Genomic DNA, 26223 nt, shown 5'->3' on the forward strand with positions numbered 1-26223 from the left:
GCGCGGCGCGCCACGCCGCGGAAGCCCGCGCTGGCGCGGAAGCGGCAGGCACCGCACGCCTGGATCCGTGTGCGACAGCGCGCCGGCGACACCCGCACGACCGCCACGCACCCATGCGCGCATCCATCTGAACCGGTTAGGCAAAGCCGCGCCGCAGCATGGACACAGCTGCGGGCCGCAGCTTGTTAAACTCCGCCGACTTTAATCCTGACCGGATTCGCTCCCGATGCTCAATGCCCGTCCGCTTGCCCTCGCTGTCGCCCTCGGCCTGATCGCCCTGGCGTCCACCGCCGATGCCGCGCCCAAGAAGAAGCGCGCCGCCGCCAAGGCGCCCGTCGTCAGCGCCGCCTGCACCGATTTCTACGACTACGCCAACGCCGATTGGCTGAAGAGCAACCCGCTGCCGCAGACCGGCGCGGTCACCGCCCTGGGCCAGCTGTCGGCGCGCGCGCAGCAACAGCAGCGCGACCTGCTCGACGCGTCGATGCAGTCGCCGCAGAATTCGGTGCAGAAGGCGCTGGGCGATTTCTGGGCCAGCGGCCTGGACGAAGCGGCGGTGGAGAAGGACGGTTCCACCCCGATCGCGCCGCTGCTGAGCCGCATCGACGCGATCAAGAAGGCCAAGGAGGTGCCGGCCTCGATCGCCGCGCTGCACCAGATCGGCATCCCGGTGGCGTTCAACTTCGGCGCCGACGTCGATCTGAAGGCGCTGGACCGCCACATCGGCTACTTCATGCAGGGCGGCATGGGCCTGCCCGACCCGGCCTTCTACACCCGCACCGACGCCGACACCGTGGCGCTGATGGGCCGCTACCGCGCCTACGTCAAGCAGATCCTGACCCTGACCGGCACCCCGGCGGCCAAGCTCGAGGCCGACACCCAGTCGGTGCTGCAGATCGAGACCGCGCTGGCGCGCAGCGCCAAGTCGCTGGCCGGCATCAACAACCCGTTCAACAACTACGCGCCGATCTCCACCAAGGAGTTGAACAAGCAGTACCGCAACCTGCAGCTGGACGCGTTCCTGAAGGCGCAGGGTGTCAACGACGACCTGGTGTCGATGGCCGATCCGGACATGTTCAAGCAGCTCGACGGCATGATCGTCAGCATCAAGCCCGAGCAGTGGAAGGCCTACCTGCGCTGGCGCGTCGGCGACGCGATGGCGCCCTACCTGTCCAAGAGCTTCCGCGACGCCAGCTTCGAGTTCCGCGGCCGCGTGTTGGAAGGCCAGACCCTGCCGCCGCAGCGCTGGGCGCAGGTGCTGGACGCGATCAACGTCGCCGCCGGCCCGATGCTGGGCCGCGAGTACGTCGGCCGCTATCTCAACGCCGACACCCGCCGCCAGGCCGAGAGCATCGCCGACCAGGTGCGCGATACCGAGATCGCCGCGATCAAGCGCAACACCTGGCTGAGCGAATCGGCGCGCGCCGAAGCGCAGGCCAAGCTGGCCGCGCTGAAGATCGAGGTCGGCGCGCCGCGCCGCGACCTGGACTACAGCGTGCAGCCGATGGGCCGCGGCAGCTTCGGCGGCAACATGCTGATCGCCTCCACCTGGCGCCACCGCGAGGAAATGAAGCGCATCGGCAAGGGCAACGCCGACCGCCGCTGGGACGTGCTGCCGCAGCAGCCGGCGCTGACCTACGACCTGGCCCAGAACCGCCTGATCGTCACCGCCGCGGTGCTGCAGCCGCCGGTGTTCGTCGCCGGCGGCGATGCCGCCGCGCTGTACGGCGGCTACGGCGCGCTGGTCGCGCACGAACTGATCGGCGCAATCGACAGCAAGGGCAGCCAGGTCGACGCCAAGGGCGAACTGCGCAGCTGGTGGACCCCGGAAGACAAGAGCGCGTGGACCGCACTGAGCGCGCGCGCCGCCGCGCAGTACGGCGCCTACGACTTCCCCGGCGTGAAGGGCGCCAAGGTCAACGGCCAGCTGACCCAGGAACAGGACCTGACCGACATCGGCAGCGTCGAGCTGGCCTGGCAGGCGTATGCCGCCGCCCAGCCGGCCGCCGGCGACACCGGCAAGCAGGCGTTCTACAAGGCCTGGGCCGGCCTGTGGGCGCAGCAGCTGTCGCCGAACGAAGCGGTGCAGCGCGTCACCGCCGACGTGCACGCGCCCGGCCGCTGGCGCGCCAACGGCCCGCTGGCCAACCTGCCGTCCTTCGCCGCCGCCTTCACCTGCAAGGCCGGCCAGCCGATGGTGCGCAGCGACGCCGAGCAGATCCGCGTCTGGCCGTAACCGCAATTCGCTAGGCAGTGCATGCACGACGGCGCGGGCAACCGCGCCGTCGTCGCGTGTGGCGCCCGCGCACCGCGGTACGCGGTACTCGGTACTCGGTACTCGGTACTCGGTATCGGCAGCATCCAAGTGATTGAAGCGCCTTGCACACTGCCCGGCGCAATCGCCTCGCCCGCAGCCAGGCGGCGACCGGCGCATTCCCGAAGGCGGCAACGACGTCATTAACCACATGATGGGAGACGATCCGGCCAGTGCGGCCAGCCGCGTACTGTTTGAGACTTGGCGATGAGACCCAACCGAGGCCAAGCTTCGTTCCTCGCGCGGCATCTGGTAGACGAATCGCGCAGTGACCGGGCCTGGACTTGCCCGTGTGGCAAAGGAGGAGTAGGTTTGGAATACCTGAACTTAAGCGCTCAGTTGCGGACGGCACACAAGCTGAGCCGCTCCAACTCGCACACGATGCACTGAAGTTCTCGCCTTTGGACAGCATCCAGACCAGGGAGTGTCATGCAAGCGCTTCGGACCGCCTTGTTTCTGATCCTGCTCGCCCTCTCACTGTGCGCCTGCGGCGGCACCGGGAACCATATGCATTCCAAGAATGGCCAGGACGTCGATGCCGACGGCGACCCGATCTACCGCAAGAACCCGCACCCCACGCAGGCGTACCGGATCACGATGACCATCGAGGACGCGCCGGGACCGTTTGGGTACGTCTCGGGCACGGCATTCTATGAAATGACCAATCACCGCGAATGCACCCCGGTCGAGCCGATCGCTGGCGTGTGGAGCAAGTCAAGCGAAGGTGCGATCCCGATTCACTTCCAAAAAGTCGATGAAACCACCTATGTAGCGACAATTTATGCCGATGGCATGGTGGATGCGGACTATTACGAAAAGGGTGTTTGCGCTTTTGAGCTTGATGGGGTTGGCATTACACTGAAAGCCACTGGAAGCATCAAGGAGACTCGTTTTCAACCAGCGTTATTCAAAAAAGAAATATATAGCCCAACGCCCAAGATAACCTACTTCTGGAAAGGAGGCTACCCAAAGGACGACATGGCCAACTTCCCAGATGGCGGCAAGACAAATATTGAAGATTTCAATGACAATGCGCGCCACAATGTCTTTAAGATTACGTTAGCCGTCCAAAAGGTGATGCAATGAGCCTAACCAGTCAGCAATATGCAGCCCTTGTAGATGATGGTTATAAAGAGCCACAAGAAACTGGATGGGATAGTAAAGTCGTCGGCATTGGCGGCCTCGATTATAGACGCATCGAATATATGGACCGCCCCTCTGGCTATCAGGGCATCATCTATCAAAGAATAGATAATGGAGAAATTATCGCCGTCCACCGCGGCACCGAATTCGATCGCCAGCCGATGCACGACGGCATCTACGCCGACGGCGGCATGGTTGCTACCCGCCATAACGCACAGGCGGCAGACGCCATAGAGCTGACTCGGCATGCTATCGATATGGCAGAACGCGAAGCTAAACGCTACGGTCACAAACCCCAAGTCACCGTCGCCGGCCACTCCCTCGGTGGCGATCTGGCCCAGGTCACCGCGCACCATTTCGGCCTCAAAGGCGAGACCTTTAATGCCTACGGCGCGGTCAGCCTGGACCGGCGCATTCCCGAAGGCGGCAACGACGTCGTCAACCATGTGATGGCCGGCGATCCGGTCAGCGCCGCCAGCCGGCACTACGGCCATATGCGGGTCTATGCGACGCCGCAGGAAATCGCCACGCTGGAGCAGGCCGGGTACGACAATCGCAGTAGCGGGCTGGACGCACGCAACCCGCTGGGCGCGGCCAAAGGCCTGGTGATGGATTCGCACCGGATGCACAACTTCCTTCCCGTGGACGGCAACGGCAAGCCTGACCGCTCGGTCCTGGAGGATCCGGCCGCGCGACAGCGTGCGCAGCAGTACGCGCCGATGATCGACAAATACCGAAGCGACGTGGAGACGATGCGGACCGGGGTGACCATCGGCGCACGCGGTTGGCAGGGCCTGGTGGTCGATGGCATCGATGTACTGCGCGGCCCCGCGTCGCCCGGGGCGGGCCGCCGCGCGATGGACGCGCCCAGCTGGCCCGAGCAGATGCAGCACCTGCACGAGAGCCGCGAACGCGGCCATGCGCCGCAAGGCTGGCAGGTGCCGTTGCGAGTACCCGGCGACAACGAAGTGCAGGCAACCAAGAATCCTGCGCATGCCTCCTTGCGAGACGACCCTGGTGCCTTCCTCGACCGCATGTTGGCCGCCTCGCAGAATGGCGACCGCGACCTGTTCCGGCAGATGACCCAGGAATTGTCCAACGCAACACCGGGCCGCACGCTGCGCAGCGAGGCCATCGACATGGTGAACCAGCAGGAGCAGCAGGCCGCGCAGCAAGCGATGCAGGCGCAACGGCAACACGTCGAGATGCAGCAGCAGGAAACGATGCGCATCGGCGCGCGCAGTCTCTGATCGCCACTACAGCGGATGCAGGAAGCACGATGAACCAACCCGATCCCGTGGCGCTGGCGAGCAAGGCCGCCGCGCTGATGGAGCAGTTCGAACGCCGCTGCGCCGAGCTTGAGCAGCAGCAACGGCAACTCGCACAACACCTCGAACACGTCGCGCACTCGTTGCCGGGTGTCGTCGCGCGTTCGGCGCAAGAGACGTTGCAACGCGTTCCCGACACGCTGATCCGCCAGGTGCAAACCGGCATCGATCAGCCCGTGGCCGGCTTCGAGAAGCGGCTGCAGCAGGCCGGCAGCTCGATCGCCGAAGGCGCCCACGCGTTGGCCGCGCAGCTCAATCGCATCGAGCGCGTGCAGCGCAGCCTGCTGTGGAAGAGCGCCACCGTCACCCTGGGCAGCTTGCTGCTGTTGCTCGCCGGCGGCGGTTGGTTGCTGGTGCAGTACCGGCACGACATCCAGGACAACCAGCTGCGTGCGGAATTGCTGCGTGCCTACAACGCGGCCGACGTGACCCTGTGCGCGGGCCGCCTGTGCGCCAACGTCGACCCCAATGGCGCGGCCTACGGCGATCGCCGGCAGTATCGGCTGATCCGCCCGCGCTGACCGCGCGGCTCGCGCGCCGGCGAGGGCGACGCAGGCCGCGACCGCCCTCGCCCACCAACCCTCAGCGCACGATCCGCGGCCGCGGCGGCTTGCGCTTGCCGAACGGCGGCTGGCCGCGCCAGTAGCGGATCAGCAGCCAGCCGAACAGCATGCCGCCCAGATGCGCGAAATGCGCCACGCCCGGCTGCCAGCCGGTGAAGCCCATGATCAGCTCCAGCGCGCCGAACACGATCACGAAGGTGCGCGCCTTCATCGGAATCGGCGGGAACAGCAGCATCACCCGCTGGTTCGGGAACAGCATGCCGAACGCCAGCAGCAGGCCGAAGATGCCGCCGGAAGCGCCCAGGGTCGGATACGGATCGCCGCCGTTGCTCACCATCCACCAGCCCACCAGCAGCTGGCACAGGCCGGCGCCGGCCACGCACACCAGGTAATAGGTCAGGAAGCGCTTGTTGCCCCAGGTCTGCTCCAGCGGCCCGCCGAACATGTACAGCGCCAGCATGTTGAACAACAGGTGCGAGAAGCCGCCATGCAGGAAACCATAGGTCAGCAGTTGCCAGATCTGGAAATTCTGTCCCGGCGAGAACGCGTCGAAGTCGCTGATCGGCCACAGCATGAATGGCGCGAAGGTGTCGTCGCCCAGCAGTTGCTGCAGCAGGAACACCACCACATTGCCGATCAGCAGGGCTTGGGTCACAGGCGGGAGTCTGGGAAACATGGTCGTGTCCGTGGCAACTGCCGACCATCATAGCCGCTCGCTATTGCGGCCCCCATAACGCCGCGTCGAGATCGCGCGCCGGCGTTGGGGCACGCTTCACCCGCCCGCCCTGCACCGCCACGCCTTCGGCGCGCAGCCGCTGGCATTGCTCGCGAAAGCCGCGCGAGCCTTCCGCAAAGGCGATGCGCCCGTCGCTGCGCAGCACCCGGTGCCAGGGCAGCGCCGGATCGGTGTTGGCGCCGAGCACGCGCGCGACCAGCCGCGCGCGGCCGGGCAGCCCGGCCAGCATCGCCACCTCGCCATAGCCGCGCACCTGGCCGGGCGGGATCGCACGGATCGTCGCCAGGAGCCGCGCCTGGGCCGCCGCCGAGGCCTCGGCGGCCGACGCAGGAGGCGGCCCGCTCATGCCGGCAACGTCCGCGCGGGGCGCGACACGGCCAGCACCCCGCCCAGCACCAGCAGCGTGCCGGCGATCTGCCACGGCCCCATCGCCTCGCGCAGCACCAGCACGCTGAGCACGATGGTCGAGACCGGACCGAGCATGCCGATCTGCGACGCCAGGCCCGAGCCGATGCGCCGCACCGCCAGCATCGTCGCCAGCACCGGCACCGCCGTGCACAACGTGCCGTTGAGCAGCGACAGCCAGTACACCGGCGTAGGCAGCTGCAAGGCCTGCAGCGGCCGCAGCAGCAGGAACTGGGCGATGCACAGCACGGAGGCGACCAGGCTGGCGTAGGCGGTCAGCCGCACCGCGCCGATCCGCGCCACCATCTGCCCGCTGCCGACCAGATACAGCGCATAGGCCAGCGCGCTGCCGAACACCAGCGCGCTGCCCCAGGCGGTACGCGCGCCGCCGACCTGCAGGTCGTGGCCGAAGGCGAGCAGCACGCCGAGATAGCTCAGCGCCAGCGCCCACAGCTGGCGGCGCTGCGGCCGCCGGCGGAACGCGAGCACGCCGATCAGCAGCACCAGGGTGGGAGTCAGATACAGGATCAGCCGCTCGAGCGTGGCGGTGATGTAGGCCAGGCCTAGGAAATCCAGGTAGCTGGCCAGGTAGTAGCCGAGCACGCCGAGCATGCCGATGCGCCAACGGTCGCCACGCTGCAGCGGCGGCGCGCGGCGCGCGGCCCACAGCGCCATCGCCGCGAAACACGGCAGCGCCACCAGCATGCGCAGCGCCAGCAGGGTCACCGCGTCCACGCCGTAGCGATAGCCGAGCTTGACGATGATCGCCTTGCCGGAAAACGCGATCGCGCCACCGGCGGCAAGCAGCACGCCGCCCAGGTCGGCATGCGCCGTGGCCAGCGGAGCGGCGGTCGAGCGCCCGGATGCGCTCATCGCGGACCGGCGCCGTAGCGGAAACGAACATCTTGCATGCCGCCCATTCTACGGCCGCCGCGCGCGGCAGCAGCGCTACCGATGCGACAGAGCGGAGCGCATCGGCGCAAACCACCCCGCAACCAGCCTGCATAACGCCGGCGCCGCAATGCACTGCACTAAGGCGGATGACCGCACCGCTCGAACGTCGCCTTGCCCGCGCCCTCCCTGGTTTCGGCGCCACCACCTGCAGTAGCACCGCGACGGCACGCGCCTCAGCGCATCAGCACCACTTCCTCGGCCGAGGTCGGATGGATCGCCACCGTGTCCTCCAGCTGGCGCTTGGTCACGCCCAGCTTCAGCGCCACCGCGAAGCCCTGCAGGATCTCGTCGGCGCCGTCGCCGAGCAGATGGAAACCGACCACCCGTTCGTCCTCGCCGACGCAGACCAGCTTGAACAGGCTGCGCTGCGGCGCGTCGGCCAGCGCATGCAGCATCGGCCGGAAATTGCTGCGATACACCGTCACCGCGTCGCCGTAGCGTGCCCGCGCCTGCTCCTCGCCCAGCCCGACCTGGCCCAGCGGCGGATGCGAGAACACCACGCTGGGCACGTTGTCGTAGTCCAGCCGCGCCTGCGGCTGGTCGCCGAACAGGCGATCCATCAGCTTGCGTCCGGCCGCGATCGCCACCGGGGTCAGGCCGACCTTGCCGGCCACGTCGCCGATCGCGTACAGCCCCGGCACGTCGGTGTTCTGGTAGTCGTCGACCACGATCTCGCACTTGTCGCCGATGCGCACGCCCAGCGCTTCCAGGCCGATGCCCTGGCTGTTCGGGCGCCGCCCGATGGCGAAGAACACCTGGTCCACGGGCTCGCTCGGCTGCCCGTCGCCGTCGTGCAACCGCAGGCCCTGCTCGCCGCGGCGCAAGGCGGTGGCGCGATAGCCGAAATGCAGGCGCACGCCCTGGTGGTGCAGGTTCTCGCCGAGCTGGCGCGCCAGTTCCGCATCGAAACGCTCCAGCAGGCGCTGGCCCTGCACGAACAGGTCGACGCGACTGCCCAGCGCCTGCAGCAGGCCGGCCAGCTCCACCGCGATGTAGCCGCCGCCGACGATCGCCACCCGCGCCGGCGCCTCGCACAGGTTGAAGAAATCGTCCGACACCAGGCCCAGTTCGGCGCCCTCGATCGGCGGCCGCAGCGCATGCGCGCCGGTGGCGATCACCACGTGGCCGGCGCTGACCCGCACGCCGTCGCCGCATTCCACCGTATGCGCATCCAGCAACCGGCCGCGCTGCGGAATCAGCACCACGCCGTCGGCATCCAGGCGCCGCCGGTAACTGCCGTGGATGTTGCCGATATAGCCCTGGCGATGCGCCACCAGTTCCGGCCACGACAAGGTCGAACCGGGAATGGAGAAGCCGATGGCGCGCGCCAGATCGATGCGCCCGACCAGGTCGGCAGCCAGCCACATCGCCTTCTTCGGCACGCAGCCGATATTGACGCAGGTGCCGCCGAGCGCGTTCGGCTCCAGGATCGCCACGCGCGCGCCGAGGCCGGCGGCGCGGAACGCGGTGGCCAGGCCGCCGGAACCGCCGCCGAGCACCAGCAGGTCGTAGTCGTAGACGGCATCGTTCACTGGAAACGCTCCGCGCGGTGCGGCGTGGTGTAGATCGCGGGCCACTGCCCGCCTATCCGGTCGGCCATCGGTTGTCCTGTCGTGTGGCTCATGCTGATTCCGAGCATGCCACGCGCGGTGGCGAGCCACGCGTGAGGATGCCGCGGCATGCACGGGATCGGCGCATCGTCATGGGCAGTCGCGTTTCAGGCAGTGCCATGACGGCGCATCGGTTGCCAACGCAGATAGCTCGCCGAACGCCACAGCCATTCGACCGGACCGAAGCGGAAATGGCGCAGCCACAGCTGCGACGCCGCCACCTGCAGCGCGAACAGCGCGAACGCGAACGGGATCTGCCAGGCGCGCGGCAGGCGCTCGAAATAGCCCAGGCCATAGCCATAGAACAGCGTGGTGCACAGCAGCGACTGCAGCAGGTAGTTGCTCAGCGCCATGCGCCCGGCCGGTGCCAGCCAGCGCAGCGCCGGGGCCAAGCGCAGCAACCAGGCCGCATAGCCCAGCGCCATCATCCCGCTGGCCACGGTGGCCAAGGCGAACGCGCTGGCCAGGCGCAGATCCAGCCGCGCCGGATCCATCCACGGCTCCAGCCGGAAGCTCAGCAGCATCAGCGCCATGCCCACCGGCAGCACGCCCCAGCGCAACGCCGCCAGCAGCCGCGCAGAGCGCTGCGGCTGCACCGCCAGGCCACTGCGCACGCACCACGCGCCGAGCAGGAACATGCCGAAGATGGTGGGCGCATTGAACACCAGCTCGCCCAGCGTATCGATCAGGTCGCGCAGGCGCTGCGCAGTGGCCTCGGCGTAGCCGCCATGGCCGAACACCTGGCGCTGCTGTTGCAGCGCCGCCGCCGCGCGCTGCGCCTGCTCGGCCATGTCCTGCCGCCACTGCACGGCGCCATGCGGATCGGCCTGCGCCGCCGAGCCGATCGCGCCGGTCAGCAGCGACAGCAGCGGCGAGCACAGATAGACCGCCAGCGCCATCCACGGCAACCAGCGCGTCGGCGCCTCGCGGAAGGCGAGCAGCATGAACGCCAGCAGCGCGTAGCTGACCAGGATGTCGCCGGACCACAGCAGCACCGCATGCAGCACGCCGATCAGCAGCAACGCCGCGCTGCGGCGCACGAAGAAGCCGCCGAACTCGCGCAGCGCCGCCTCGGCGCGCTGCGCCATCACCGCGAAACCCATGCCGAACAGCAACGAGAACAAGGTGTAGAACTTGCCCTGCACCAGCAGGTAGACCGCCGCGTCGGCGATGCGGTCGGCGCCGCGCAACAGCGGATCCAGCCCGGTCATCGCCGCATCCAGGGGACCGACGAAGCCCTCGATGTTCATCAGCAGGATGCCGAGCAGGGCGAAGCCGCGCAGCACGTCCAGGGCGGCGATGCGTTCGGCGGGCGCGACGGGCTGCAGCACGGGAGCGGAGGAAGCCAAGGCGTGGCACCGGACGAAAGACCGGCGATTATCCATCGCCGCGGCGCCGATGCGCCAAGGTGCATGCGGCGCAGTGCGCGCCGGCGGCGCGCCGGGCGCTGCGCCGCCGCTCAGCGCTGCCGACCAGGCAGCGACGGCGCCGCCGGCAGCGGCGCGACGGCGGACGCGGACCCGTAGCAGCCGGATCCGCGCCAGCCTCGATCAATGGTGATGACCGCCGTCGCCGTGCACGTGGCCGTGCTCGATCTCTTCCGGCTTGGCTTCGCGCACCTCGAGGATCTCCACGTCGAAATGCAGGTCCTTGCCCGCCATCGGGTGGTTGAGGTCGACGTCGACCACGCTCATGCCGACCTTCTGCACGGTCACCGCGCGCGGGCCGAAGTTGGTCTGCAACACCACCTGGCTGCCCGGCTGCAGCTTGGTCGCGCCGAAATGCTTCTTCGGCACGCGCTGGGTCAGGCCCTCGCGGTAGTCGCCGTAGGCATCCTTGGCGGCCACATCGACGCCGAAGCTGGCGCCGGCTTCCTGGTCCAGCATCGCGTTCTCCAGGCCCGGGATGATGTTGCCGTGGCCGATCAGGATCACCAGCGGATCGCGGTCCTTGGACGTCTCGATCGGCGCCTGGCCGGCTTCGGAGACGGTGTAGTGGAAACGGACGACGCGGTCTTTTTCGATCTTCATGTGCAACTCTGCGCTGTGGCTGCCGATGGCAGACGGTGTGGACGGCTTGTCGGCCGACGGGAGCGCCGCCATGATGGCGGCCATCTAAGGTTGCGCATTATCCCGGCTCCATGCAGAACAAGCCAGTTGCAACGTCCACGCGGCGCCGTCTTCCCTGCTGGGCGGCCCTGCTGTGCATGGCCGTGCTGGCCGCCTGCGGCCGCCACGAGGTGCGCCCGTCGCGTCCGCCCCCGCCGGTGGCGGTGCGCAGCTGGCCGCAGGTGGCGCCGGCCGACCCGGCCGCGGCCAACGCGGTGCTGATGCGCGCGCTGGGCCTGGTCGGCACGCCCTACCGCTACGGCGGCAATACCCCAGAATCGGGCTTCGACTGCAGCGGCCTGGTCGCCTACGTCTACCGCGACATGCTCGACCTGCGGCTGCCGCGCACCTCGCGCGAACTGGCCGCAGTGCAGGGTCCACGGATCGATCCGCAGCGCCTGAGCACCGGCGATCTGGTGTTTTTCGGCAGCGCCGGCACGGTCAGCCATGTCGGCATCTATGTCGGCGAGGGCCGCTTCGTACACGCCCCCAGCACAGGCGGAACGGTCCGTCTGGACTTTCTGGACGGGGCCTATTGGCGCGATCACTACACCGGCGCAAAACGTGTCCTGCACTGAAGTGTGGTTTCGCTCACATTCATAATTACGAAATATTAACGTAATTTGAACTTCCTCTTGCTGTCTACAGGGCATGATCGCCCATCGTTTGAATTTGTGATCGAAGCGTGACGACCGAAGCCAAGACCTCTCCAGGCAAGACCTCCGTCCCCCGCCGGGCCGCCTTCCGCCTCATTTGCACCGCCTCGCTCTGCCTCTCGGCCGTTCCGGCCCTGGCCCAGTCGGCCCCGGCCGACACCGTGGTCCCCGAAGCGATCGCCACCATCGCCCCGGCGCAGGTGACCACCGCCACCGGCTCGGCCAGCACCAATTCCACCGCTTCGCAGCCCGCGACCGCCAAGCCGGCCGCCGCGCAGACCCCGGCCACGGCACGCAGCAAGGCCGATGCCGCCGCCACCGCCACCCTGGCCGCCCTGCTCCCGCACCTGGCCGCCAACGACACCATTCCGCTGATGGACCGCTCGGCGATGTTCGCCGGCGACATCAGCCGCCTGCTGGCCAACTACGACGTGTCCCAGGCGCCGCTGCGCGAAGGCGTGGTGCCGGGCGGCGACAAGGTCCAGTCGGTGCTCAAGCGCGCCATGGCGCTGCTCGGCACCCCGTACCGCTGGGGCGGCGAAGACACCGAAGGCTTCGATTGCAGCGGCCTGGTCGGCTACGTGTTCCGGACCGCGCTGGGCATCGAGCTGCCGCGCGTGTCGCGCGAGATGGCACGCGAGGCCAATGCCGAACTGATCAAGGACCGCGACGCGCTGGCCCCGGGCGACCTGGTGTTCTTCGGCCGCAAGGGCCGCGTCGACCACGTCGGCCTGTACGTCGGCGAGGGCCGCTTCCTGCACGCGCCGAGCCGCGGCAAGGACGTGCGCGTGGACACGCTGACCAGCGGCTACTGGAGCGAGAAGTTCGTGCAGGCGCGGCGCGTGGCGATGTAAGTCGCGCGGCACGCCGGCAAACGACGAAAAGGCCGCTGGAGACAGCGGCCTTTTCCGTTGCTGCAGGCCATGCCTGCCCTGCGCTGCATGACCTCGCCGCGCGCCGGTCCGCGACCGCGCCTGCGGCGCGGCCACGGCCACCGCCGGCGCCAGGCTCAGGCCTGGTAGTGGGAGATGGTGTCCTCGATCCCCTTGCTCAGCTCCATCACCTTCAGCGCGTACTCGGCCAGGCGGTGGTCTTCGGGCGTGTCCGGGCTCCACGACGGCACCGGGGTCGGCTTGCCTTCGACCCCGTCCAGGGCCACGAACACGATGATGCAGTGGGTGCACAGGCGCGAGTCGCCGCCCATCGGGTCGCGCGCGCGCACGTCGATCGCGAAATGCATGCTGGTGCTGCCGGTGTAGACCAGCTTGGCGCTGACCGTGACCATGTCGCTGATCCGGATCGGCGAGACGAAGCGAATCCCGCCGACCGCCACGGTCACGCTGTAGCGCCCGCTCCAGCCGACCGCGGCGGCGTAGCCGACCTGGTCGATCCACTTCATCACCACCCCGCCGTGGACCTTGCCGCCGTAGTTGACGTCGATCGGCTCGGCCAGGAAGCGGAAGGTCAGTTCGCGTTGCGTGCCGCTCATCGGGGCTCCAGGGAAGGGGGGAAGACCCGCAAGTCTGCCACGTGCCGATGCCGCTGATGCCAGAGGCGATGCAACGCTGCAACGCGCGGATGTGCGGTTCCGGGCCAGGGATGTCGCTGCGCAGGAAACCAGCCGATAGCAGGCGCCATCGCCTTGCCAGGCAGCGCCGGCAGCCGGTCGCGCCTGCCTAGGCGTGCGCCAGCCCCGGGTTGTCGCGTTTGCGGATGCACAGCCACGGGAAGAACGGCTGCGGCCAGCGCAGCGCGCGCAGCCACCTGGCGCGCAGGCTGCGCGGATCGAACAAGCGGCGCACCACGATGCCGTCGAGCGCAGCATAGGTGTGCTGGTGGTAGCGGCTGGCCAGTTCCGCGCAGCCCAGGCCGGTGAAATAGCGCAGGCTGCGCGCGGCGCTGGCCTGCGCGTGCGCGGCATCGGCATAGAACGGGCTGTCGATCACGTGCAGTTCGCCATCGTCCTGCAGCAAGCCCAGCAAGCGTGCGATCAGCGCGCGCGGGTCGGCGAAATACTGGATGCAGGCCGGCAGCACGACCGCATCGAAGCGCTGCGGCGGCAACGGCAGCGTGTGGATGTCGCCGGCGACGAAGCTCAGACGCGCACTGGCCGCGAACACGCGCGCGGCCTGCGCCAACTCGGTACGGTTGACGTCGACGCCGCAGACCTCGCGCTGCAGGCCCTCGGCCAGCCGCTGCGACAGCCAGCCGTTGCCGCAGCCCAGTTCGAGCAACGGTCCGCTGCCGCCGCGCGCCTGCAGGTGGCGCAGCAGGCGCCGGCAGGAGGCGGCGCGCACCCGCCACTCGTGGCTCGCCCCCAACGCCCCGCCGGGACGCGGCAGCATGCGTACCTGCGCATCGCTGTAGACGCGGCCTTCCTGCTGGCGGACCGCGAGGTACCGGCGCTCGAACGGATCGGCGGCCAGCGCCTGCTGCACCAGCACCCCGTCGATCGGCACCAGGCCGGGCAGCGCCTGCAGTTGCGCGCGCAAGCGCGTCGCAGGCGTGCTCACCAGGCGATCAGCGCACCCGTCCGGAACCATCGGCCGGCCCATCCTCCAGGCCGACGTTGCTCGACGCCGCCTCGTACATGCTGCGGTCGAGCAGGCCGGTTTCCTTGGCCACCAGCACCGGCACCAGCATCTGCCCGGTGACGTTGGTCATGGTGCGCATCATGTCCAGCACGCGGTCGATCGCGTACAGGTAGCCGATCACCTCCAGCGGCAGGTTGGCCGCGCTCAGCACCACCGTGGCCATCACCACCGCGGTACCGGGCACGCCGGCGGTGCCGAAGCTGCCCAGCACCGAGGCGATCAGCACCACGAAATACTGGTTGGCGGTCAGCGGCACCCCGGTGTATTGGGCGATGAACACCGCGCACAGCGCCGGGAAGATCGCCCCGCAGCCGTCCATCTTGATGCTGGCGCCCAGCGGCACCGCGAACGCGGCGTAGTCCTTGTTGACGCCGAGGTTGTGGGTGATCGAGCGCAGCGCCACCGGCATCGCGGCGAAGCTGGAGGAACTGACGAAGGCCACCTGCATGCCCGGCGCGGCGCCGCGGAAGAACTTCCACGGGTTCAGCCCGTGCGCCAGCAGCAGGCCGCTGTACACCACCAGGATGTGGATCGCGCAGGCCAGGTACAGCGCCAGCACGAAGTTGCCGAACGGCAGCAGCTTCTCGAAGCCGTAGCTGCCGACCAGCGAGGCGATCAGGCCGAAGGTGCCGAGCGGGGTCATCTCCAGCACGAAGCGGGTGACCTGGATCATGATCTCGCTCATCTGCCCGGTGAGCTTGCGTGCCTCGGCCACGCGCTCGCCCAGCTTGACCATCGCAAAGCCCAGCAGCGCGGCGAAGAAGATCACCGGCAGGATCGAGCCGCGCCCGGCCGCCAGCACCGTCTCGCCGGCGGCGTTGGTCCTGGTGCCGATGCCGGTCAGCGCATAGAACGGATTGGACGGCACTACGTCCAGCAGCACCTGGATCGGGCTGGGCACGTCGCGCGGCTTCCATGCGCCATCCACGCTCAGGCCGAAGTGGCCGGCGCCCGGCTGCAGCAGCGTGCCCACGGCCAGGCCGACGCCGACCGCCAGCGCGGCGGTGAGCACGAACCACAGGAAGGTGCGCCCGCCGAGCCTGGCCACCGATTGCTGGCCGTGCAGCGAGGAGATCGCGTTGATCACCGCGAAGAACACCAGCGGCACCGCGATCATCTTGATCAGGGTCACGTACAGATCGCCCAGCGGCCCGAACCAGGTGTCCGCCGCCGGCCCCATCGCCCAGCCGGCCAGCGCACCGAGCACGAAGCCGGCCACCACGCGCTGCCAGAACGGAATGCGCAACCAGGCGGTCACCAATGTCATCGATGCTATCCAGGAAATCTCGGGATCCTGCACCATAGCGCAAGCCGGCGCGGGCGACGACGCCATGGCTGGAAAGGCGCGATGTCATCGGCGTGCCTTGTCGCAGCCGGCATAATGCGCAGGACTTCGTGCCCAGGGCCCGTTCCTCGTATGCGCTACCTCGTTCCCGCCTTCGCCGCCGCCTCCACCCTGCTGCTGGCCGCCTGCGCCAGCGCCCCGCGCGCGCCGGCCAGCGCCGCCGTCGCGCCGATCCAGGTGCCCGCCGTCGCTCATCCAAGTGGCGAGACGCCGGACTGGTGGTACCGCAGCGGCGCGGCCAAGGCGGCCAACAACGGCGCGATGCGCGGCAAGGCCAAGAACGTGATCCTGTTCCTCGGCGACGGCATGAGCCTGACCACGGTCGCCGCCGCGCGCATCCTCGACGGCCAGCGCAAGGGCGCCTCCGGCGAGGAGAACCAGCTGGCGTGGGAAGCGTTCCCGGCCACCGCGCTGAGCAAGACCTACAACACCGACTCGCAGACCCCGGACTCGGCCGGCACCATGACCTCGATCACCACCGGGGTGAAGACCCACATGGGCGCGATCGGCGTGTCCGCCGGCAAGCGCGAGGCCTGCGCCGACAGCCTCGGCAAGCACCTGCTGACCTGGCTGGAACTGGCCGACAGCGCCGGCATGAACACCGGCATCGTCACCACCACCCGGCTGACCCACGCCACCCCTGCGGCGACCTACGCGCACACTCCCGAGCGCAACTGGGAAAGCGACACCGACCTGCCCGGGAAGGCGGTGGCCGAAGGCTGCCGCGACATCGCCCAGCAGATGGTCGGCGCGCGCTTCGGCCGCGGCCCGCAGGTGATGCTGGCCGGCGGCCGCGGCCAGTTCACCACCGTCGAGCAGCGCGATCCGGAATACGACGACAAGGTCGGCCTGCGCCTGGACGGCCGCGACCTGATCGGCGAATGGCGCCAGCGCCATCCGCAGGGCGCCTACGTCTGGAACCGCGGGCAGCTGGAAGCGGCGCAGAACGCGCCGGCGCTGCTGGGCCTGTTCGAGCCGGACCACATGCAGTTCGACCACGACCGCGACCAGGGCGCCGGCGGCGACCCGAGCCTGGCCGAGATGACCCGCGCCGCGATCCGCACCCTGTCGCGCGGCAAGGACGGCTACGTGCTGATGGTCGAAGGCGGCCGCATCGACCACGCCCACCACGCCGGCAACGCCTACCGCGCGCTGGACGAGACCATCGCCCTGTCGCAGGCGGTGCAGGCCGCGGCGGAGGCGACCTCGGCCGAGGACACGCTGATCGTCGTCACCGCCGACCATTCGCACACGCTCAACTTCGTCGGCTACCCGCAGCGCGGCAACCCGATCCTGGGCAAGGTGCGCGGCACCAGCGGCGAAGACGCCAACACCGGCGAGCTGGCGCTGGACGGCAACGGCCAGCCGTACGCCACGCTCAGCTATGCCAACGGCCCCGGCTATACCGGCGCCAGCAACCAGCAGCCGGCCGGCATCAAGACCTTCCCGCATGCGCCGAGCAGCTTCGAGCCGGCGAACGGCCGCCCGGACCTGACCCATGTCGACACCGAAAGCCCGGACTTCATGCAGGAAGCGCTGGTGCCGACCAAGGCCGAGACCCATGGCGGCGAGGACGTCGGCATCTGGGCGCGCGGCCCCGGCAGCGACGCGTTCCGCGGCAGCCTGGAAGAGAACGTGATCTACCACGTGATCGTGCAGGCCACGCCGAAGCTGCGCGGCCGCCTGTGCCAGGCCGGCACCTGCAATCCCGACGGCGTGCCGGTGCAGGTGCCGAAGCCGGACGCGTTCGTGGCCGACGCCGCCACCGCCACCGCGAAGTGACGGCGGCGCGGCGGCGCGCTCGCGCGCTACGGATCGCGCTGGCGCTGGCGGCGATCGCCGCGGCGCCATTGGCCTGGGCGCAGGCGGACAGCGCGTGCCGGCTCGGCGATCCGAACAGCGACCGCGCCATCGTGCCCGGCTGCAGCGTCGGCGCCGACGGGCGTCTGCGGCTGTCGCCGCAGACCGCACGGCGGTTGCAGTTCGACGCCGACGGCCTGGCCGTGCTGACCGTGCAGAACCAGTTCTACTACGTGCGCGCCGACGGCAGCAGCCTGCCGGTGATCACATGGGACAGCGGCCCGGACTATTTCGCCGAAGGCCTCACCCGCGGCATCTTCCATGGCCGCATCGGCTTCTACGACCGGCAGCTGCGCGAAGTGATTGCGCCGGTGCACGATTTCGCCTGGCCGTTCGAGCACGGCGTGGCCCGGGTCTGCGACGGCTGTCGCCGCGGCACGCCCGATGGCGAGGGGCACACGCCGATGCAAGGCGGGCGCTGGTACGCCATCGACCGCCGCAACCGCGAAGTGCCCGAACCGCAGCGCTGAGCGCGGGCACGTCGGGGGCGGCAGCGTCGACTTGCCGACAAGCAGACCGGCTCCGCTCTCCACTTGGACCGCAGGGCACGGCTTGCGCGCCACCGGCGCGTGCCGGGACGCAACCTCGTGGCGCCGCAGCGGCCGCACCACGCTTCGCGGCCGCGTCGCCAGCCTCTAAAGTGACACGATGAGCATCCGCCCCGCTACTGCATCTCCCTGCGCCGTGAGCGCCGCCCTGCCCGACCCGGCGCCGGCCGCGGTCCTGGTCGGCCTCAGCGGCGGGCTGGATTCCAGCGTGCTGCTGCATGCGCTGGCGCAACAGCCGCACTACCGCCGCGCCGGGCTGCGCGCGCTGCATGTGCACCACGGCCTGCATGCCGATGCCGATGCCTGGGCCGACCACTGCACCGCGTGCTGCGCCGCACTGGCGATCCCGCTGCAGGTGCTGCGCGTGCAGGTGCCGCGCGACAGCGGCCACGGCCTGGAGGCCGCGGCACGGCAGGCGCGGCGCGCGGCCTTCGCCCAGGCGCTGGCCGCCGGCGAGTGGCTGGCGCTGGCGCAGCACCGCGACGACCAGGCCGAGACCTTCCTGCTGCGCGCGCTGCGCGCCTCCGGCCCGGACGGGCTGGCGGCGATGCAGGGCCTGCGCAGCTTCGCCACCGGCATGCTGTGGCGTCCGCTGCTGGCCCTGCCGCGCAGCGCATTGCAGGCCTACGCGCAGCGGCACGCCTTGCGCTGGATCGAAGACCCGAGCAATGCCGACCCCGGCTTCGACCGCAACTTCCTGCGCCTGCAGGTGTTGCCGCTGCTGCGCCAGCGCTGGCCGCATGCCGCTGCCGCGCTGGCGCGCAGCGCGCAGCTGTGCGGCGAAGCCGGCGCGCTGCTGGACGACGGCGACCAGGCCGCGCTGGAGGCGCTGCGCGACGACGCCAGCGCGCCGCTGTCGCTGCCGCAGCTGCGCGCGCTGCCGGCGCCGCGACGCGCGCGCGTGCTGCGGCGCTGGGTCGCGCAAGCGGGTCTGCCGCCGCTGCCGGCCGCCGGCCTGCTGGCGATCGAGCGTACGCTGCTGCACGCGCGTGCCGACGCCGCCGCGCAGTTCGCCTGGCATGGCGCGACGCTGCGCAGCTGGCGCGAGGCGTTGTACGCCGAGCGCGATCCGCCGCCGCTGCGCGCCGACTGGCAGGCGCAATGGGACGGCCTCGCACCGCTGGCGCTGCCCGACGGCCGCCGCCTGCGGCTGCTCGCCGACACCCCGCTGGTGTTCGACGCCCCGCTGCTGGTGCGCTTGCGCCAGGGCGGCGAACGCATCCTGTTGCCCGGGCGCGTCCACTCGCAGGCGCTCAAGCAACTGCTGCAGGAGCGCGCCGTGCCGCCCTGGCAGCGCGCGCGCCTGCCGCTGCTGTTCGACGCCGAGCGCCTGCTCGCCGCCGGCGACCGGATCGTCGCCGCGCCGCTGCACGCCTGGCTGCAGGCACGGTACGCGCGGCTGGTACTGGACAGCGCCGCCACGCCATCGTCACCCGCCTCGCATTGACCCTTCCGCCGGCGCCGCGCACACTTCCGCGATGCCCAAGAAGCCATTAGAAGAAGCCTCCCCGGTCGCCCGCTTCGAGCAATCGCTCGAGGAGCTGGAAGTGCTGGTGGAGAAGATGGAAACCGGCGACCTGAGCCTGGAACAGTCGCTGAGCGCCTACGAGCGTGGCGTCGGCCTGTACCGGCAGTGCCAGCAGGCGCTGGAACAGGCCGAACTGCGCGTGCGCCTGCTCAGCGATCCGGAGCAGCCGGACAGCGCCGAGCCGTTCGATCCTGCCCCGCTCCATGGCGGCTGACGCCGCGTTCGCGCGCTGGCGCCAGCGCGTGGAAGCCGGCCTGGATGCGCACCTGCCCGCCGCCGCGGCCGCGCCGCAGCGCCTGCACGCGGCGATGCGCCACGCCACCCTCGGCGGCGGCAAGCGCATGCGTCCGCTGCTGGTCTACGCCACTGGCGCGCTGTTCACCGCCGACGAAGCCCGACTGGATGCGCCGGCACTGGCGGTGGAACTGATCCACGCCTATTCGCTGGTGCACGACGATCTGCCGGCGATGGACGACGACGCCTTGCGCCGCGGCCGCCCGACCGTGCATATCGCCTTCGACGAGGCCACCGCGATCCTGGCCGGCGATGCGCTGCAGAGCCTGGCCTTCGCCCTGCTGGCCGGCGCCGACGGCGCCGATGCGGCCTTGCGCGTGCGCTGGCTGCAGACCCTGGCCGAGGCCGCGGGCGCGGCCGGCATGTGCGGCGGCCAGGCGCTGGACATCGACGCCACCGGCACGGTGCAGCCGCTGGCCGACCTGCAGCGCATGCACGCATTGAAGACCGGCGCGCTGATCCGCGCCAGCGTGCGCCTGGGCGCGCTCGGCGGCGGCGCCGACGCCGCCGCGCTGGCGCAGCTGGACGCCTTCGCCAGCGCGCTGGGCCTGGCATTCCAGGTGCGCGACGATATCCTCGACATCGAGGCCAGCTCCGAACAGCTCGGCAAGACCGCCGGCAAGGACGCGGCGCAGGCCAAGTCCACCTACCCGGCGCTGCTGGGCATGGACGGCGCCAAGGCCAAGCTCACCGAACTGGCGGCGACGATGCGCGACAGCCTGCACGGCCACGGCGCCCGCGCCGACACGCTGGCGGCGCTGGCGCGGCTGGCGGTGGATCGCGCGCACTGACTCCATCCAGCCGCCCCCTGTAGGGACATGTGGGAGCGGCTTCAGCCGCGACAATCGAAGCGGCGAGATTGCCAGGCTTCAAGGTGGTCGGGAGGGCGCTGAAATCCTCTCTGCAGCGCAGGCAGCGCGCCGGCCGCCTGTAGGGACATGTGGGAGCGACTTCAGGGCACCTCTAATAACGCGGCGTCGCGGCCGCCGGCAGCACCTGGGTGAAGTACGGGCGATTGCTCTTGTCCTGCTTCGGCGTGACGAACTCCCAGGCCAGCAGTTTCAGCACGCCGCCGTCGCAGGTCGCATACCTCGCGCAGCGGCGTGCCCGGATAGTCCGAACCCACCGACAGATCGTAGAAGCGATCGCGCGGCGACGTCGGCCCCTGCACAGCCAGCGCGATCTCGCGGACCGCAGGCTGCGCCGCGGCAATCGCCGCCAGCGACATCGGCGCGGCACCCCACCACAGGCGTAGCGATCCCATGACGTCCCCGTGCCAAGGCGTGAACGCGCGACTCTAGCATCGGCATGCGCACCGGCAAACCGGGAGCGCACCGGCGAACGCGCGATGCAAGGCGCCATGCGTGCGTCCAGCGCAGCGAATGGACGCTGGCGCCGGATTCGCACGAACATCGTTTGTGGGATCGGTCGTCCGTTTCGCTGGACGGAATCGCAGACAAATCCACAAACGCCGGTTACCCGCGGATCGTCGGGCTAGTTTGCATACGCCCACGCACGGGCAGTCCCTTTTCGACGGAGAAAGCCTGCATGAAACACGCATCCCTGATCTCGGCAGCCATCGGCTTCAGTCTGGTCGGCCTCATGTCTGCGGCCACGGCGCAATCGCGGCTGTCGCGCACCACCCCGCCGCTGCAGGTCGAACTGGCACCGGTCGCCGACGCCGACGGCCAGTACCGTGGGCAGGTCGCGGTCACCGTGCGCAACGCCGGCGCGCGCGGCGCGCGCGTGCCCAGGTGGGAGCTGCCGCTGGGCGAACTCGATGCCAGCCTGTTCGAGATCCAGCGCGACGGCAGCACGGTCGATTACGTCGGGCGCCTGGTCAAGCGCGCCGCTCCGCGCGCCGAGGATTACGTGACCCTGCAGCCGGGCGAAGCGCGGCACGCGCAGATCGATCTGGCCAACGCCTACGAACTGTCGCGCAGCGGCAACTACACCATCCACCTCAACGCGTCGCTGCAGTACGCCGCATTCGCCGACGGTGAGCGGATGCAGCGCGCCGACGGCCAGGCGCAGACCGTGTCCAGCGCACCGCTGACGCTGTGGCTGGACGGCCGCGGCCGCGCGGTGCGCAACGATCTGATGGCCGGTCCGCAGGCGGTGGTCAACGGCATCAACTACACCTCGTGCAGCACCAGCCAGATCAGCACCATCGGCAGCGCGGTGAACTCGGCGCGCACCTATTCGCAGAACGCCAAGACCTATCTCAACGGCGGCAGCACCGGCGCGCGCTACACCTCCTGGTTCGGTGCGTACGACGCCGGCCGCTACAGCACGGCCACCTCCAACTTCGTCAACATCGATGCGGCGATCGACCAGAACAACGGCCAGGTCACCATCAACTGCGGCTGCAGCGACAGCTCCTACGCCTATGTCTACGCCAACCAGCCGTACCAGATCTATGTCTGCAATGCGTTCTGGAGCGCACCGCTGACCGGCACCGATTCCAAGGCCGGCACGCTGATCCACGAGATGAGCCATTTCACCGTGGTCGCCGGTACTTCGGACTATGCCTACGGCCAGAGCGCGGCGCGGACCCTGGCCACCAGCAATCCGGCGCGTGCGGTGAAGAACGCCGACAGCCACGAGTACTTCGCCGAGAACACCCCGGCGCAGAACTGAACCTGGCGCCGTACGCAGCGCACGCGCGACCGGTGCCGGCAAGGCCATGCCGGCACCGTTGCCGGCGCGCGGCATGATGCAATGGCCGCCGCATTGGCGGCCATGTTCGCTGCGCATGCGACAGCGGGCCGGACGCCGTAACGTCCACCGTCAGCGTGTACTTCCTCAGCGCGACGCTACCAGCCCGTCCATCGCCCGCACCGCACCGCTGCCGGGAAACACCTGCGTTTCCAGCGCCGCGTCGGACACGCCCAGGTGTGCGCCCAGCAGATGCTTGAACAGGCCGCGCAGGTCGGCGGTGGCGCGCAGGTCGCGCCCCTCGTTCAAGGCCCGCGGCGACAGCCCCGGCCAGTCGCCGGCAATGCGCCCGCCGCGGATCGCGCCGCCGGCCAGGAAGGCCACGCCACCGGTGCCGTGATCGGTGCCGCCGGTGCCGTTGACCGCCGCGGTGCGCCCGAACTCGGTCACCACTGCGACCACGCTGCGCTCCCAGCTGGCGCCGGCACCGTCGTGGAACGCGCGCACTCCGGCATCGAGTTCGGCCAGCTTGCGCTGCAGCACCGTGGCCTGGTTGCCGTGCGTGTCCCAGCCCGAATCCTCGACGAAGCCGATCCGCGGGCCGTCGGCCTTGGCCATGAAGCCGGCGGCGGCGCTCATCGCCTGCGGCAGCTGCCCGCCCTTGACGCTGTCCACCTGCATGCCCTGCCCGCGCACCGCGCGCGCGAAGCCGTCGGCCAGTTGCGCATCTGCAGCGTACAGGGGCTGCAGCCGCTGCAGCAGGATCGGATTGACCGCGCTCGGCAACGGCGGCGACCAACTGCTGACCGCGCCCGGACCGCGCATGATCAACGGCGTCACCGTGCTCACCGAGAGCGCGTCGGCGCCGTGCAGCGCCGCCGCACACCGGTTGAGCCAGCCGCTGGAGGCGCCGCTGGGCCGCGCGGTACCGTTTTCCAGGCAGTCCTGCGCTTCGAAATGCGAGCGTTGCCGATACGGCGGCGCCACCGCCACCACCGGCAGCCACTGCTTGCGCGCATACAGTTCGTGGGCGAAGGCCAGCGCCGGGTGCAGCGCGAAACTGCCGTCCAGCGCCAGGGTCTGCGGCGGCGCCAGCGCGCCGCGCAGCCGCGCGTAGTCCGCATCGCCCTGCGGCACCAGCGCATGCAGGCCGTCCAGCGCGCCGCGCAGCAGCACCACCAGCAGTCGCGTCTGCGCGCCCGGCGTGGCCAGAGCGGCGCCGGACCACAGGCTCAACAATGTGGCCGCACCGCTGGCGGCGAGAAAACGGCGGCGTGTCAGTTGCATCGGGCGTTCTCCGCGATCGTGGTGCGCGACGCGCCGCTCAGGCGCGCCATTGGAAGGCCGGGCTGGCCAGCAGCAAGGCCACGCCGTCGCGCGGCGATTCGGCGCGGCGCAAGGCACTGGCGGTGTCCTGGTCCAGGCTGGTGGCGAACACGCTGCCGGCCAGCGCCAGCGGATCGGTGGGTGCGACCAGCCCGGCCAGCGCCTCGGCCGCCTGCACCCGCTTCCACAGCGCATCCGGCCCGCTCCATTCGGCGGCCACGTCGGCATAGCCGGCCGGCGAGCGCGGCGTGAACGGCGGCTGCCCCATGCGCATCAGCAGGCCGAGCACCGTTTTCTGCTGCGCCGGCGCCTGCGGCCATTCACCTCCGGCGCGCAGCGCCGACAGCACGAAATCCTGCGGTGGCTTGAACTTGCGCGCCTGCGCACTCCACGCCTCCGGACTGTCGATCAGCGCGCGGTACACGCTGGGCAAATGCCCATCGCTGCGCAGCCAGGCGTCGGCCATGCGCTGCACCAGCGCCGGCGGCGGAGCGTCATGGACGAAATGTCGCGCCAGCTTCAGCGACACATGCCGCGCGGTGGCCGGGTGCCGCGCCAATGCGGCCAGGATCGCCTCGCCCTGCTCCTGCCCGGCCTCGGCGTAGCGCCGGCCCAGCACCTGACGGCTGCCGGCGGCATGCGCCGGGGCGCGAAACACGAAGGCGCGATCGGGCGCGCCCTGCTCGAAATCGCGTGGCGCCGGCACGCCCCAGCCAGTGATCGCGCGCGCCAGCTCGGTGACGTCGGCCTGGGTATAGCCGCCGTCCACGCCCAGCGTGTGCAGTTCCAGGATCTCGCGCGCCAGGTTCTCGTTGAGGCCGGACCGGCGCGGCGGCGCCTCCAGGCCCTGCCGCGCCGCACGGCGCTGCGCGCGTTGCGCCAGCACCGAGTCGGGACCGATCGAATTGGCGTTGTCCAGGTAGCGCAGCATCGCCGGATGCCGCTCCACCGCCAGCAACAGGTCGGCGAAACGGCCCATGCACTGCGGGCGGATCGCTTCGCGCTCCATCGGCGCGGCGTACAGCGCGGCCGCGCGCTTGTCGACCGAGACCGCGAAATGGTTGGACCAGAACTGCACCAGACGCTCGGCGAAGCCGTCCGCGCTGGCGACCGCGGCGCCGTAGCGCGCCGCCAGCTCCTGCGCCTGCGCCTGCCGGTACAGGCCGCGCGCCGCCTGCTGCGCGGGCTTGGCATCCGCTGGCGCCTGCATCCGCGCCTGGCGCCGTTCGCGCTGGTAGTCGGCTTCGCGGCGCAGATAGTCCAGGCTGTCGGGCAAGCCCTGCATGGCGGGAACGGCAGCGGGCGGCGCGCGCACCTGCGCGGCCAGCCACGCGTACGGATCGCCGATGCTCGCCAGCTCGCCCGGGCGTGCGCCCAGGCCGAAGCGGTTCGCGGCACTCAGGGTTTCGCGACGGATCATGCGGCGCTCCGGTTCGGCATCCACAATGCAAACGCGCGACACCAGGCCGGGTTGACCGGCCGCAGCCGCAATTCGCAGCGCGGCCTCCCCCGGAGAGAGCAGATCGCGGGCGAGGAAACCACGGCGCGGACCGGGCCGGAGTCGCCGGCCCGCCGTGCTTTCTGGGCGATGCGCCCCCCGATGATGCGACTGGAACACGCCGGAAGCATGTTCTCGCGCGATATCTGGCTGGTCGTGCAGCGCGATCCGCGCCGCTCTTCGCCGGTGATCGACTTCGTGGCCGCTGCTATCGCAGCGACACCAGGTCTTGGCCTTGAAACGGAGGTTGCCCAGCAGCGGAAATAGAAAAGGCCCGGCGAATGCCGGGCCTTGTTCGCGAACCGGACCGCGCGCTTACTTGATCAGGCGCAGCGCGAACGGGTAGCGGTAGGCCACGCCTTCGTTGGCCTTGATCCCGGCCAGGATGCAGAACACCAGGTTCACCACCCACACCACCGGCGCCAGCAGCCCGCCGATCACGATGACGCTGAGCACCATGCAGATCACGTAGGCGATGGCGACGGTGATCTGGAAGTTCAGCGCTTCCTTGGCCTGGTCGTTGAGGAACGCCTTGGCCGGGTTGTCCTTGTTCACCAGCCAGATGATCAGCGGCACGATGAAGCCGGCGATGATGCCCGACAGATGGGTGATCAAGGCGACCGTACGGTCTTCCTGCGGGCCGGCGGCAGCCGGCGGCGGCGGCGGTGCGGTCACGTTGTCGAATTCGCTCATCGGTATTCCTTTCCTTATGGTGGTGAGTGGGCAAGGCGCTTCGCGCGCCACTCTCGGTGGCC

25 protein-coding genes are annotated in these 26223 nt (G+C 69.9%); 13 read left to right on the top strand and 12 right to left on the bottom strand.

The window, feature by feature from the left end:
- Positions 1-226 precede the first annotated feature (226 nt).
- The 4 genes from NRY95_14430 to NRY95_14445 all read left to right on the top strand — a co-directional run bounded on the left by NRY95_14430 (position 227) and on the right by NRY95_14445 (position 5306).
- Positions 227-2236 carry a M13 family metallopeptidase gene (locus tag NRY95_14430; GenBank protein ID UYC14920.1) on the top strand — a complete coding sequence of 670 codons (2010 nt, stop codon included), beginning with the start codon at positions 227-229 and terminating at the stop codon, positions 2234-2236.
- Between the two features lie 528 nt (positions 2237-2764).
- Positions 2765-3400 carry a hypothetical protein gene (locus NRY95_14435; GenBank protein ID UYC14921.1) on the top strand — a complete coding sequence of 212 codons (636 nt, stop codon included), beginning with the start codon at positions 2765-2767 and terminating at the stop codon, positions 3398-3400.
- On the top strand, positions 3397-4707 hold the full coding sequence (locus NRY95_14440; GenBank protein UYC14922.1) for a lipase: 1311 nt from the start codon (positions 3397-3399) through the stop codon (positions 4705-4707). Before NRY95_14435 ends, NRY95_14440 begins: the two co-directional genes overlap by 4 nt.
- A 29-nt stretch (positions 4708-4736) precedes the next feature.
- Positions 4737-5306, top strand: a complete 570-nt coding sequence (locus tag NRY95_14445; protein ID UYC14923.1) for a relaxation protein — start codon at positions 4737-4739, stop codon at positions 5304-5306.
- A gap of 61 nt (positions 5307-5367) precedes the next feature.
- Here NRY95_14445 and NRY95_14450 read toward each other — a convergent pair whose 3' ends face one another.
- The 6 genes from NRY95_14450 to NRY95_14475 form a co-directional block, all read right to left on the bottom strand.
- Positions 5368-6024, bottom strand: a complete 657-nt coding sequence (locus tag NRY95_14450) for a rhomboid family intramembrane serine protease (protein UYC14924.1) — start codon at positions 6022-6024, stop codon at positions 5368-5370.
- A gap of 40 nt (positions 6025-6064) precedes the next feature.
- The gene (locus NRY95_14455) at positions 6065-6430 is read right to left on the bottom strand and encodes an MGMT family protein (protein ID UYC14925.1); all 366 of its coding nucleotides are present in this window, start codon (positions 6428-6430) and stop codon (positions 6065-6067) included.
- Positions 6427-7362 carry a DMT family transporter gene (locus NRY95_14460; GenBank protein UYC14926.1) on the bottom strand — a complete coding sequence of 312 codons (936 nt, stop codon included), beginning with the start codon at positions 7360-7362 and terminating at the stop codon, positions 6427-6429. Before NRY95_14460 ends, NRY95_14455 begins: the two co-directional genes overlap by 4 nt.
- A gap of 254 nt (positions 7363-7616) precedes the next feature.
- Positions 7617-8975, bottom strand: coding sequence for a glutathione-disulfide reductase (gene gorA, locus NRY95_14465; protein ID UYC14927.1), 1359 nt, complete (start codon positions 8973-8975; stop codon positions 7617-7619).
- A 185-nt stretch (positions 8976-9160) separates the two neighbouring features.
- Entirely contained in the window at positions 9161-10438 is a 1278-nt protein-coding gene (locus NRY95_14470; protein ID UYC14928.1) for a DUF418 domain-containing protein, read from the bottom strand.
- Between the two features lie 165 nt (positions 10439-10603).
- Positions 10604-11083 carry a peptidylprolyl isomerase gene (locus tag NRY95_14475; GenBank protein ID UYC14929.1) on the bottom strand — a complete coding sequence of 160 codons (480 nt, stop codon included), beginning with the start codon at positions 11081-11083 and terminating at the stop codon, positions 10604-10606.
- Positions 11084-11193: 110 nt separating this feature from the next.
- Here NRY95_14475 and NRY95_14480 point away from each other — a divergent pair, with 110 nt between their 5' ends.
- Both NRY95_14480 and NRY95_14485 read left to right on the top strand, forming a co-directional pair.
- Positions 11194-11739: a C40 family peptidase gene (locus NRY95_14480; protein ID UYC14930.1), complete on the top strand. Its 546-nt coding sequence runs from the start codon at positions 11194-11196 to the stop codon at positions 11737-11739.
- 107 nt (positions 11740-11846) lie between these two features.
- Positions 11847-12671, top strand: a complete 825-nt coding sequence (locus tag NRY95_14485; protein UYC14931.1) for an NlpC/P60 family protein — start codon at positions 11847-11849, stop codon at positions 12669-12671.
- A gap of 155 nt (positions 12672-12826) precedes the next feature.
- Here NRY95_14485 and NRY95_14490 read toward each other — a convergent pair whose 3' ends face one another.
- The 3 genes from NRY95_14490 to NRY95_14500 all read right to left on the bottom strand — a co-directional run bounded on the left by NRY95_14490 (position 12827) and on the right by NRY95_14500 (position 15678).
- A complete protein-coding gene (locus tag NRY95_14490) occupies positions 12827-13306 on the bottom strand; it encodes an acyl-CoA thioesterase (protein UYC14932.1) in 480 nt (159 codons plus the stop codon).
- 187 nt (positions 13307-13493) lie between these two features.
- Positions 13494-14360, bottom strand: a complete 867-nt coding sequence (locus tag NRY95_14495; protein UYC14933.1) for a class I SAM-dependent methyltransferase — start codon at positions 14358-14360, stop codon at positions 13494-13496.
- On the bottom strand, positions 14338-15678 hold the full coding sequence (locus NRY95_14500) for a dicarboxylate/amino acid:cation symporter (GenBank protein UYC14934.1): 1341 nt from the start codon (positions 15676-15678) through the stop codon (positions 14338-14340). The genes NRY95_14495 and NRY95_14500 overlap by 23 nt, the downstream gene beginning before the upstream one ends.
- Before the next feature lie 150 nt (positions 15679-15828).
- On the opposite strand from NRY95_14500, the gene NRY95_14505 reads away from it, so the two are divergent.
- The 6 genes from NRY95_14505 to NRY95_14530 all read left to right on the top strand — a co-directional run bounded on the left by NRY95_14505 (position 15829) and on the right by NRY95_14530 (position 22626).
- Positions 15829-17538, top strand: coding sequence for an alkaline phosphatase (locus tag NRY95_14505; GenBank protein UYC14935.1), 1710 nt, complete (start codon positions 15829-15831; stop codon positions 17536-17538).
- Positions 17535-18086, top strand: coding sequence for a WG repeat-containing protein (locus tag NRY95_14510; GenBank protein ID UYC14936.1), 552 nt, complete (start codon positions 17535-17537; stop codon positions 18084-18086). The genes NRY95_14505 and NRY95_14510 overlap by 4 nt, the downstream gene beginning before the upstream one ends.
- A 214-nt stretch (positions 18087-18300) precedes the next feature.
- Positions 18301-19611, top strand: coding sequence for a tRNA lysidine(34) synthetase TilS (gene tilS / locus NRY95_14515; GenBank protein ID UYC14937.1), 1311 nt, complete (start codon positions 18301-18303; stop codon positions 19609-19611).
- A 31-nt stretch (positions 19612-19642) separates the two neighbouring features.
- A complete protein-coding gene (locus tag NRY95_14520; GenBank protein UYC14938.1) occupies positions 19643-19906 on the top strand; it encodes an exodeoxyribonuclease VII small subunit in 264 nt (87 codons plus the stop codon).
- On the top strand, positions 19896-20777 hold the full coding sequence (locus NRY95_14525; protein UYC14939.1) for a polyprenyl synthetase family protein: 882 nt from the start codon (positions 19896-19898) through the stop codon (positions 20775-20777). The genes NRY95_14520 and NRY95_14525 overlap by 11 nt, the downstream gene beginning before the upstream one ends.
- 757 nt (positions 20778-21534) lie before the next feature.
- Positions 21535-22626, top strand: a complete 1092-nt coding sequence (locus NRY95_14530) for a M35 family metallo-endopeptidase (protein ID UYC14940.1) — start codon at positions 21535-21537, stop codon at positions 22624-22626.
- Between the two features lie 165 nt (positions 22627-22791).
- On the opposite strand, the gene NRY95_14535 is transcribed toward NRY95_14530, so the two are convergent.
- Together NRY95_14535 and NRY95_14540 are read right to left on the bottom strand one after the other, a co-directional pair.
- On the bottom strand, positions 22792-23931 hold the full coding sequence (locus tag NRY95_14535; protein UYC14941.1) for a DUF1501 domain-containing protein: 1140 nt from the start codon (positions 23929-23931) through the stop codon (positions 22792-22794).
- Positions 23932-23968: 37 nt separating this feature from the next.
- On the bottom strand, positions 23969-25390 hold the full coding sequence (locus NRY95_14540; protein UYC14942.1) for a DUF1800 domain-containing protein: 1422 nt from the start codon (positions 25388-25390) through the stop codon (positions 23969-23971).
- 51 nt (positions 25391-25441) lie between these two features.
- Between NRY95_14540 and NRY95_14545 the strand changes: the two genes are divergently transcribed.
- Positions 25442-25735, top strand: a complete 294-nt coding sequence (locus tag NRY95_14545; GenBank protein ID UYC14943.1) for a hypothetical protein — start codon at positions 25442-25444, stop codon at positions 25733-25735.
- 48 nt (positions 25736-25783) lie between these two features.
- Here NRY95_14545 and NRY95_14550 read toward each other — a convergent pair whose 3' ends face one another.
- Positions 25784-26161, bottom strand: coding sequence for a DUF4870 domain-containing protein (locus tag NRY95_14550; protein ID UYC14944.1), 378 nt, complete (start codon positions 26159-26161; stop codon positions 25784-25786).
- Between the last annotated feature and the right edge of the window lie 62 nt (positions 26162-26223).

Origin of the sequence: Xanthomonas campestris pv. phormiicola (genome assembly GCA_025666215.1) — a bacterium.
Classification (GTDB): domain Bacteria; phylum Pseudomonadota; class Gammaproteobacteria; order Xanthomonadales; family Xanthomonadaceae; genus Xanthomonas_A; species Xanthomonas_A campestris_A.

Coding starts and splice junctions, on each gene's coding strand:
- NRY95_14505 (UYC14935.1), top strand. CDS start 15,829: ATGCGCTACCTCGTTCCCGCCTTCGCCGCCGCCTCCACCCTGCTGCTG.
- NRY95_14490 (UYC14932.1), bottom strand. CDS start 13,306: ATGAGCGGCACGCAACGCGAACTGACCTTCCGCTTCCTGGCCGAGCCG.
- NRY95_14440 (UYC14922.1), top strand. CDS start 3,397: ATGAGCCTAACCAGTCAGCAATATGCAGCCCTTGTAGATGATGGTTAT.
- NRY95_14455 (UYC14925.1), bottom strand. CDS start 6,430: ATGAGCGGGCCGCCTCCTGCGTCGGCCGCCGAGGCCTCGGCGGCGGCC.
- NRY95_14430 (UYC14920.1), top strand. CDS start 227: ATGCTCAATGCCCGTCCGCTTGCCCTCGCTGTCGCCCTCGGCCTGATC.
- NRY95_14525 (UYC14939.1), top strand. CDS start 19,896: ATGGCGGCTGACGCCGCGTTCGCGCGCTGGCGCCAGCGCGTGGAAGCC.
- NRY95_14500 (UYC14934.1), bottom strand. CDS start 15,678: ATGACATTGGTGACCGCCTGGTTGCGCATTCCGTTCTGGCAGCGCGTG.
- NRY95_14470 (UYC14928.1), bottom strand. CDS start 10,438: ATGGATAATCGCCGGTCTTTCGTCCGGTGCCACGCCTTGGCTTCCTCC.
- NRY95_14530 (UYC14940.1), top strand. CDS start 21,535: ATGAAACACGCATCCCTGATCTCGGCAGCCATCGGCTTCAGTCTGGTC.
- NRY95_14520 (UYC14938.1), top strand. CDS start 19,643: ATGCCCAAGAAGCCATTAGAAGAAGCCTCCCCGGTCGCCCGCTTCGAG.
- NRY95_14540 (UYC14942.1), bottom strand. CDS start 25,390: ATGATCCGTCGCGAAACCCTGAGTGCCGCGAACCGCTTCGGCCTGGGC.
- NRY95_14475 (UYC14929.1), bottom strand. CDS start 11,083: ATGAAGATCGAAAAAGACCGCGTCGTCCGTTTCCACTACACCGTCTCC.
- NRY95_14445 (UYC14923.1), top strand. CDS start 4,737: ATGAACCAACCCGATCCCGTGGCGCTGGCGAGCAAGGCCGCCGCGCTG.
- NRY95_14450 (UYC14924.1), bottom strand. CDS start 6,024: ATGTTTCCCAGACTCCCGCCTGTGACCCAAGCCCTGCTGATCGGCAAT.
- NRY95_14480 (UYC14930.1), top strand. CDS start 11,194: ATGCAGAACAAGCCAGTTGCAACGTCCACGCGGCGCCGTCTTCCCTGC.
- NRY95_14460 (UYC14926.1), bottom strand. CDS start 7,362: ATGAGCGCATCCGGGCGCTCGACCGCCGCTCCGCTGGCCACGGCGCAT.
- NRY95_14495 (UYC14933.1), bottom strand. CDS start 14,360: ATGGTTCCGGACGGGTGCGCTGATCGCCTGGTGAGCACGCCTGCGACG.
- NRY95_14535 (UYC14941.1), bottom strand. CDS start 23,931: ATGCAACTGACACGCCGCCGTTTTCTCGCCGCCAGCGGTGCGGCCACA.
- NRY95_14550 (UYC14944.1), bottom strand. CDS start 26,161: ATGAGCGAATTCGACAACGTGACCGCACCGCCGCCGCCGCCGGCTGCC.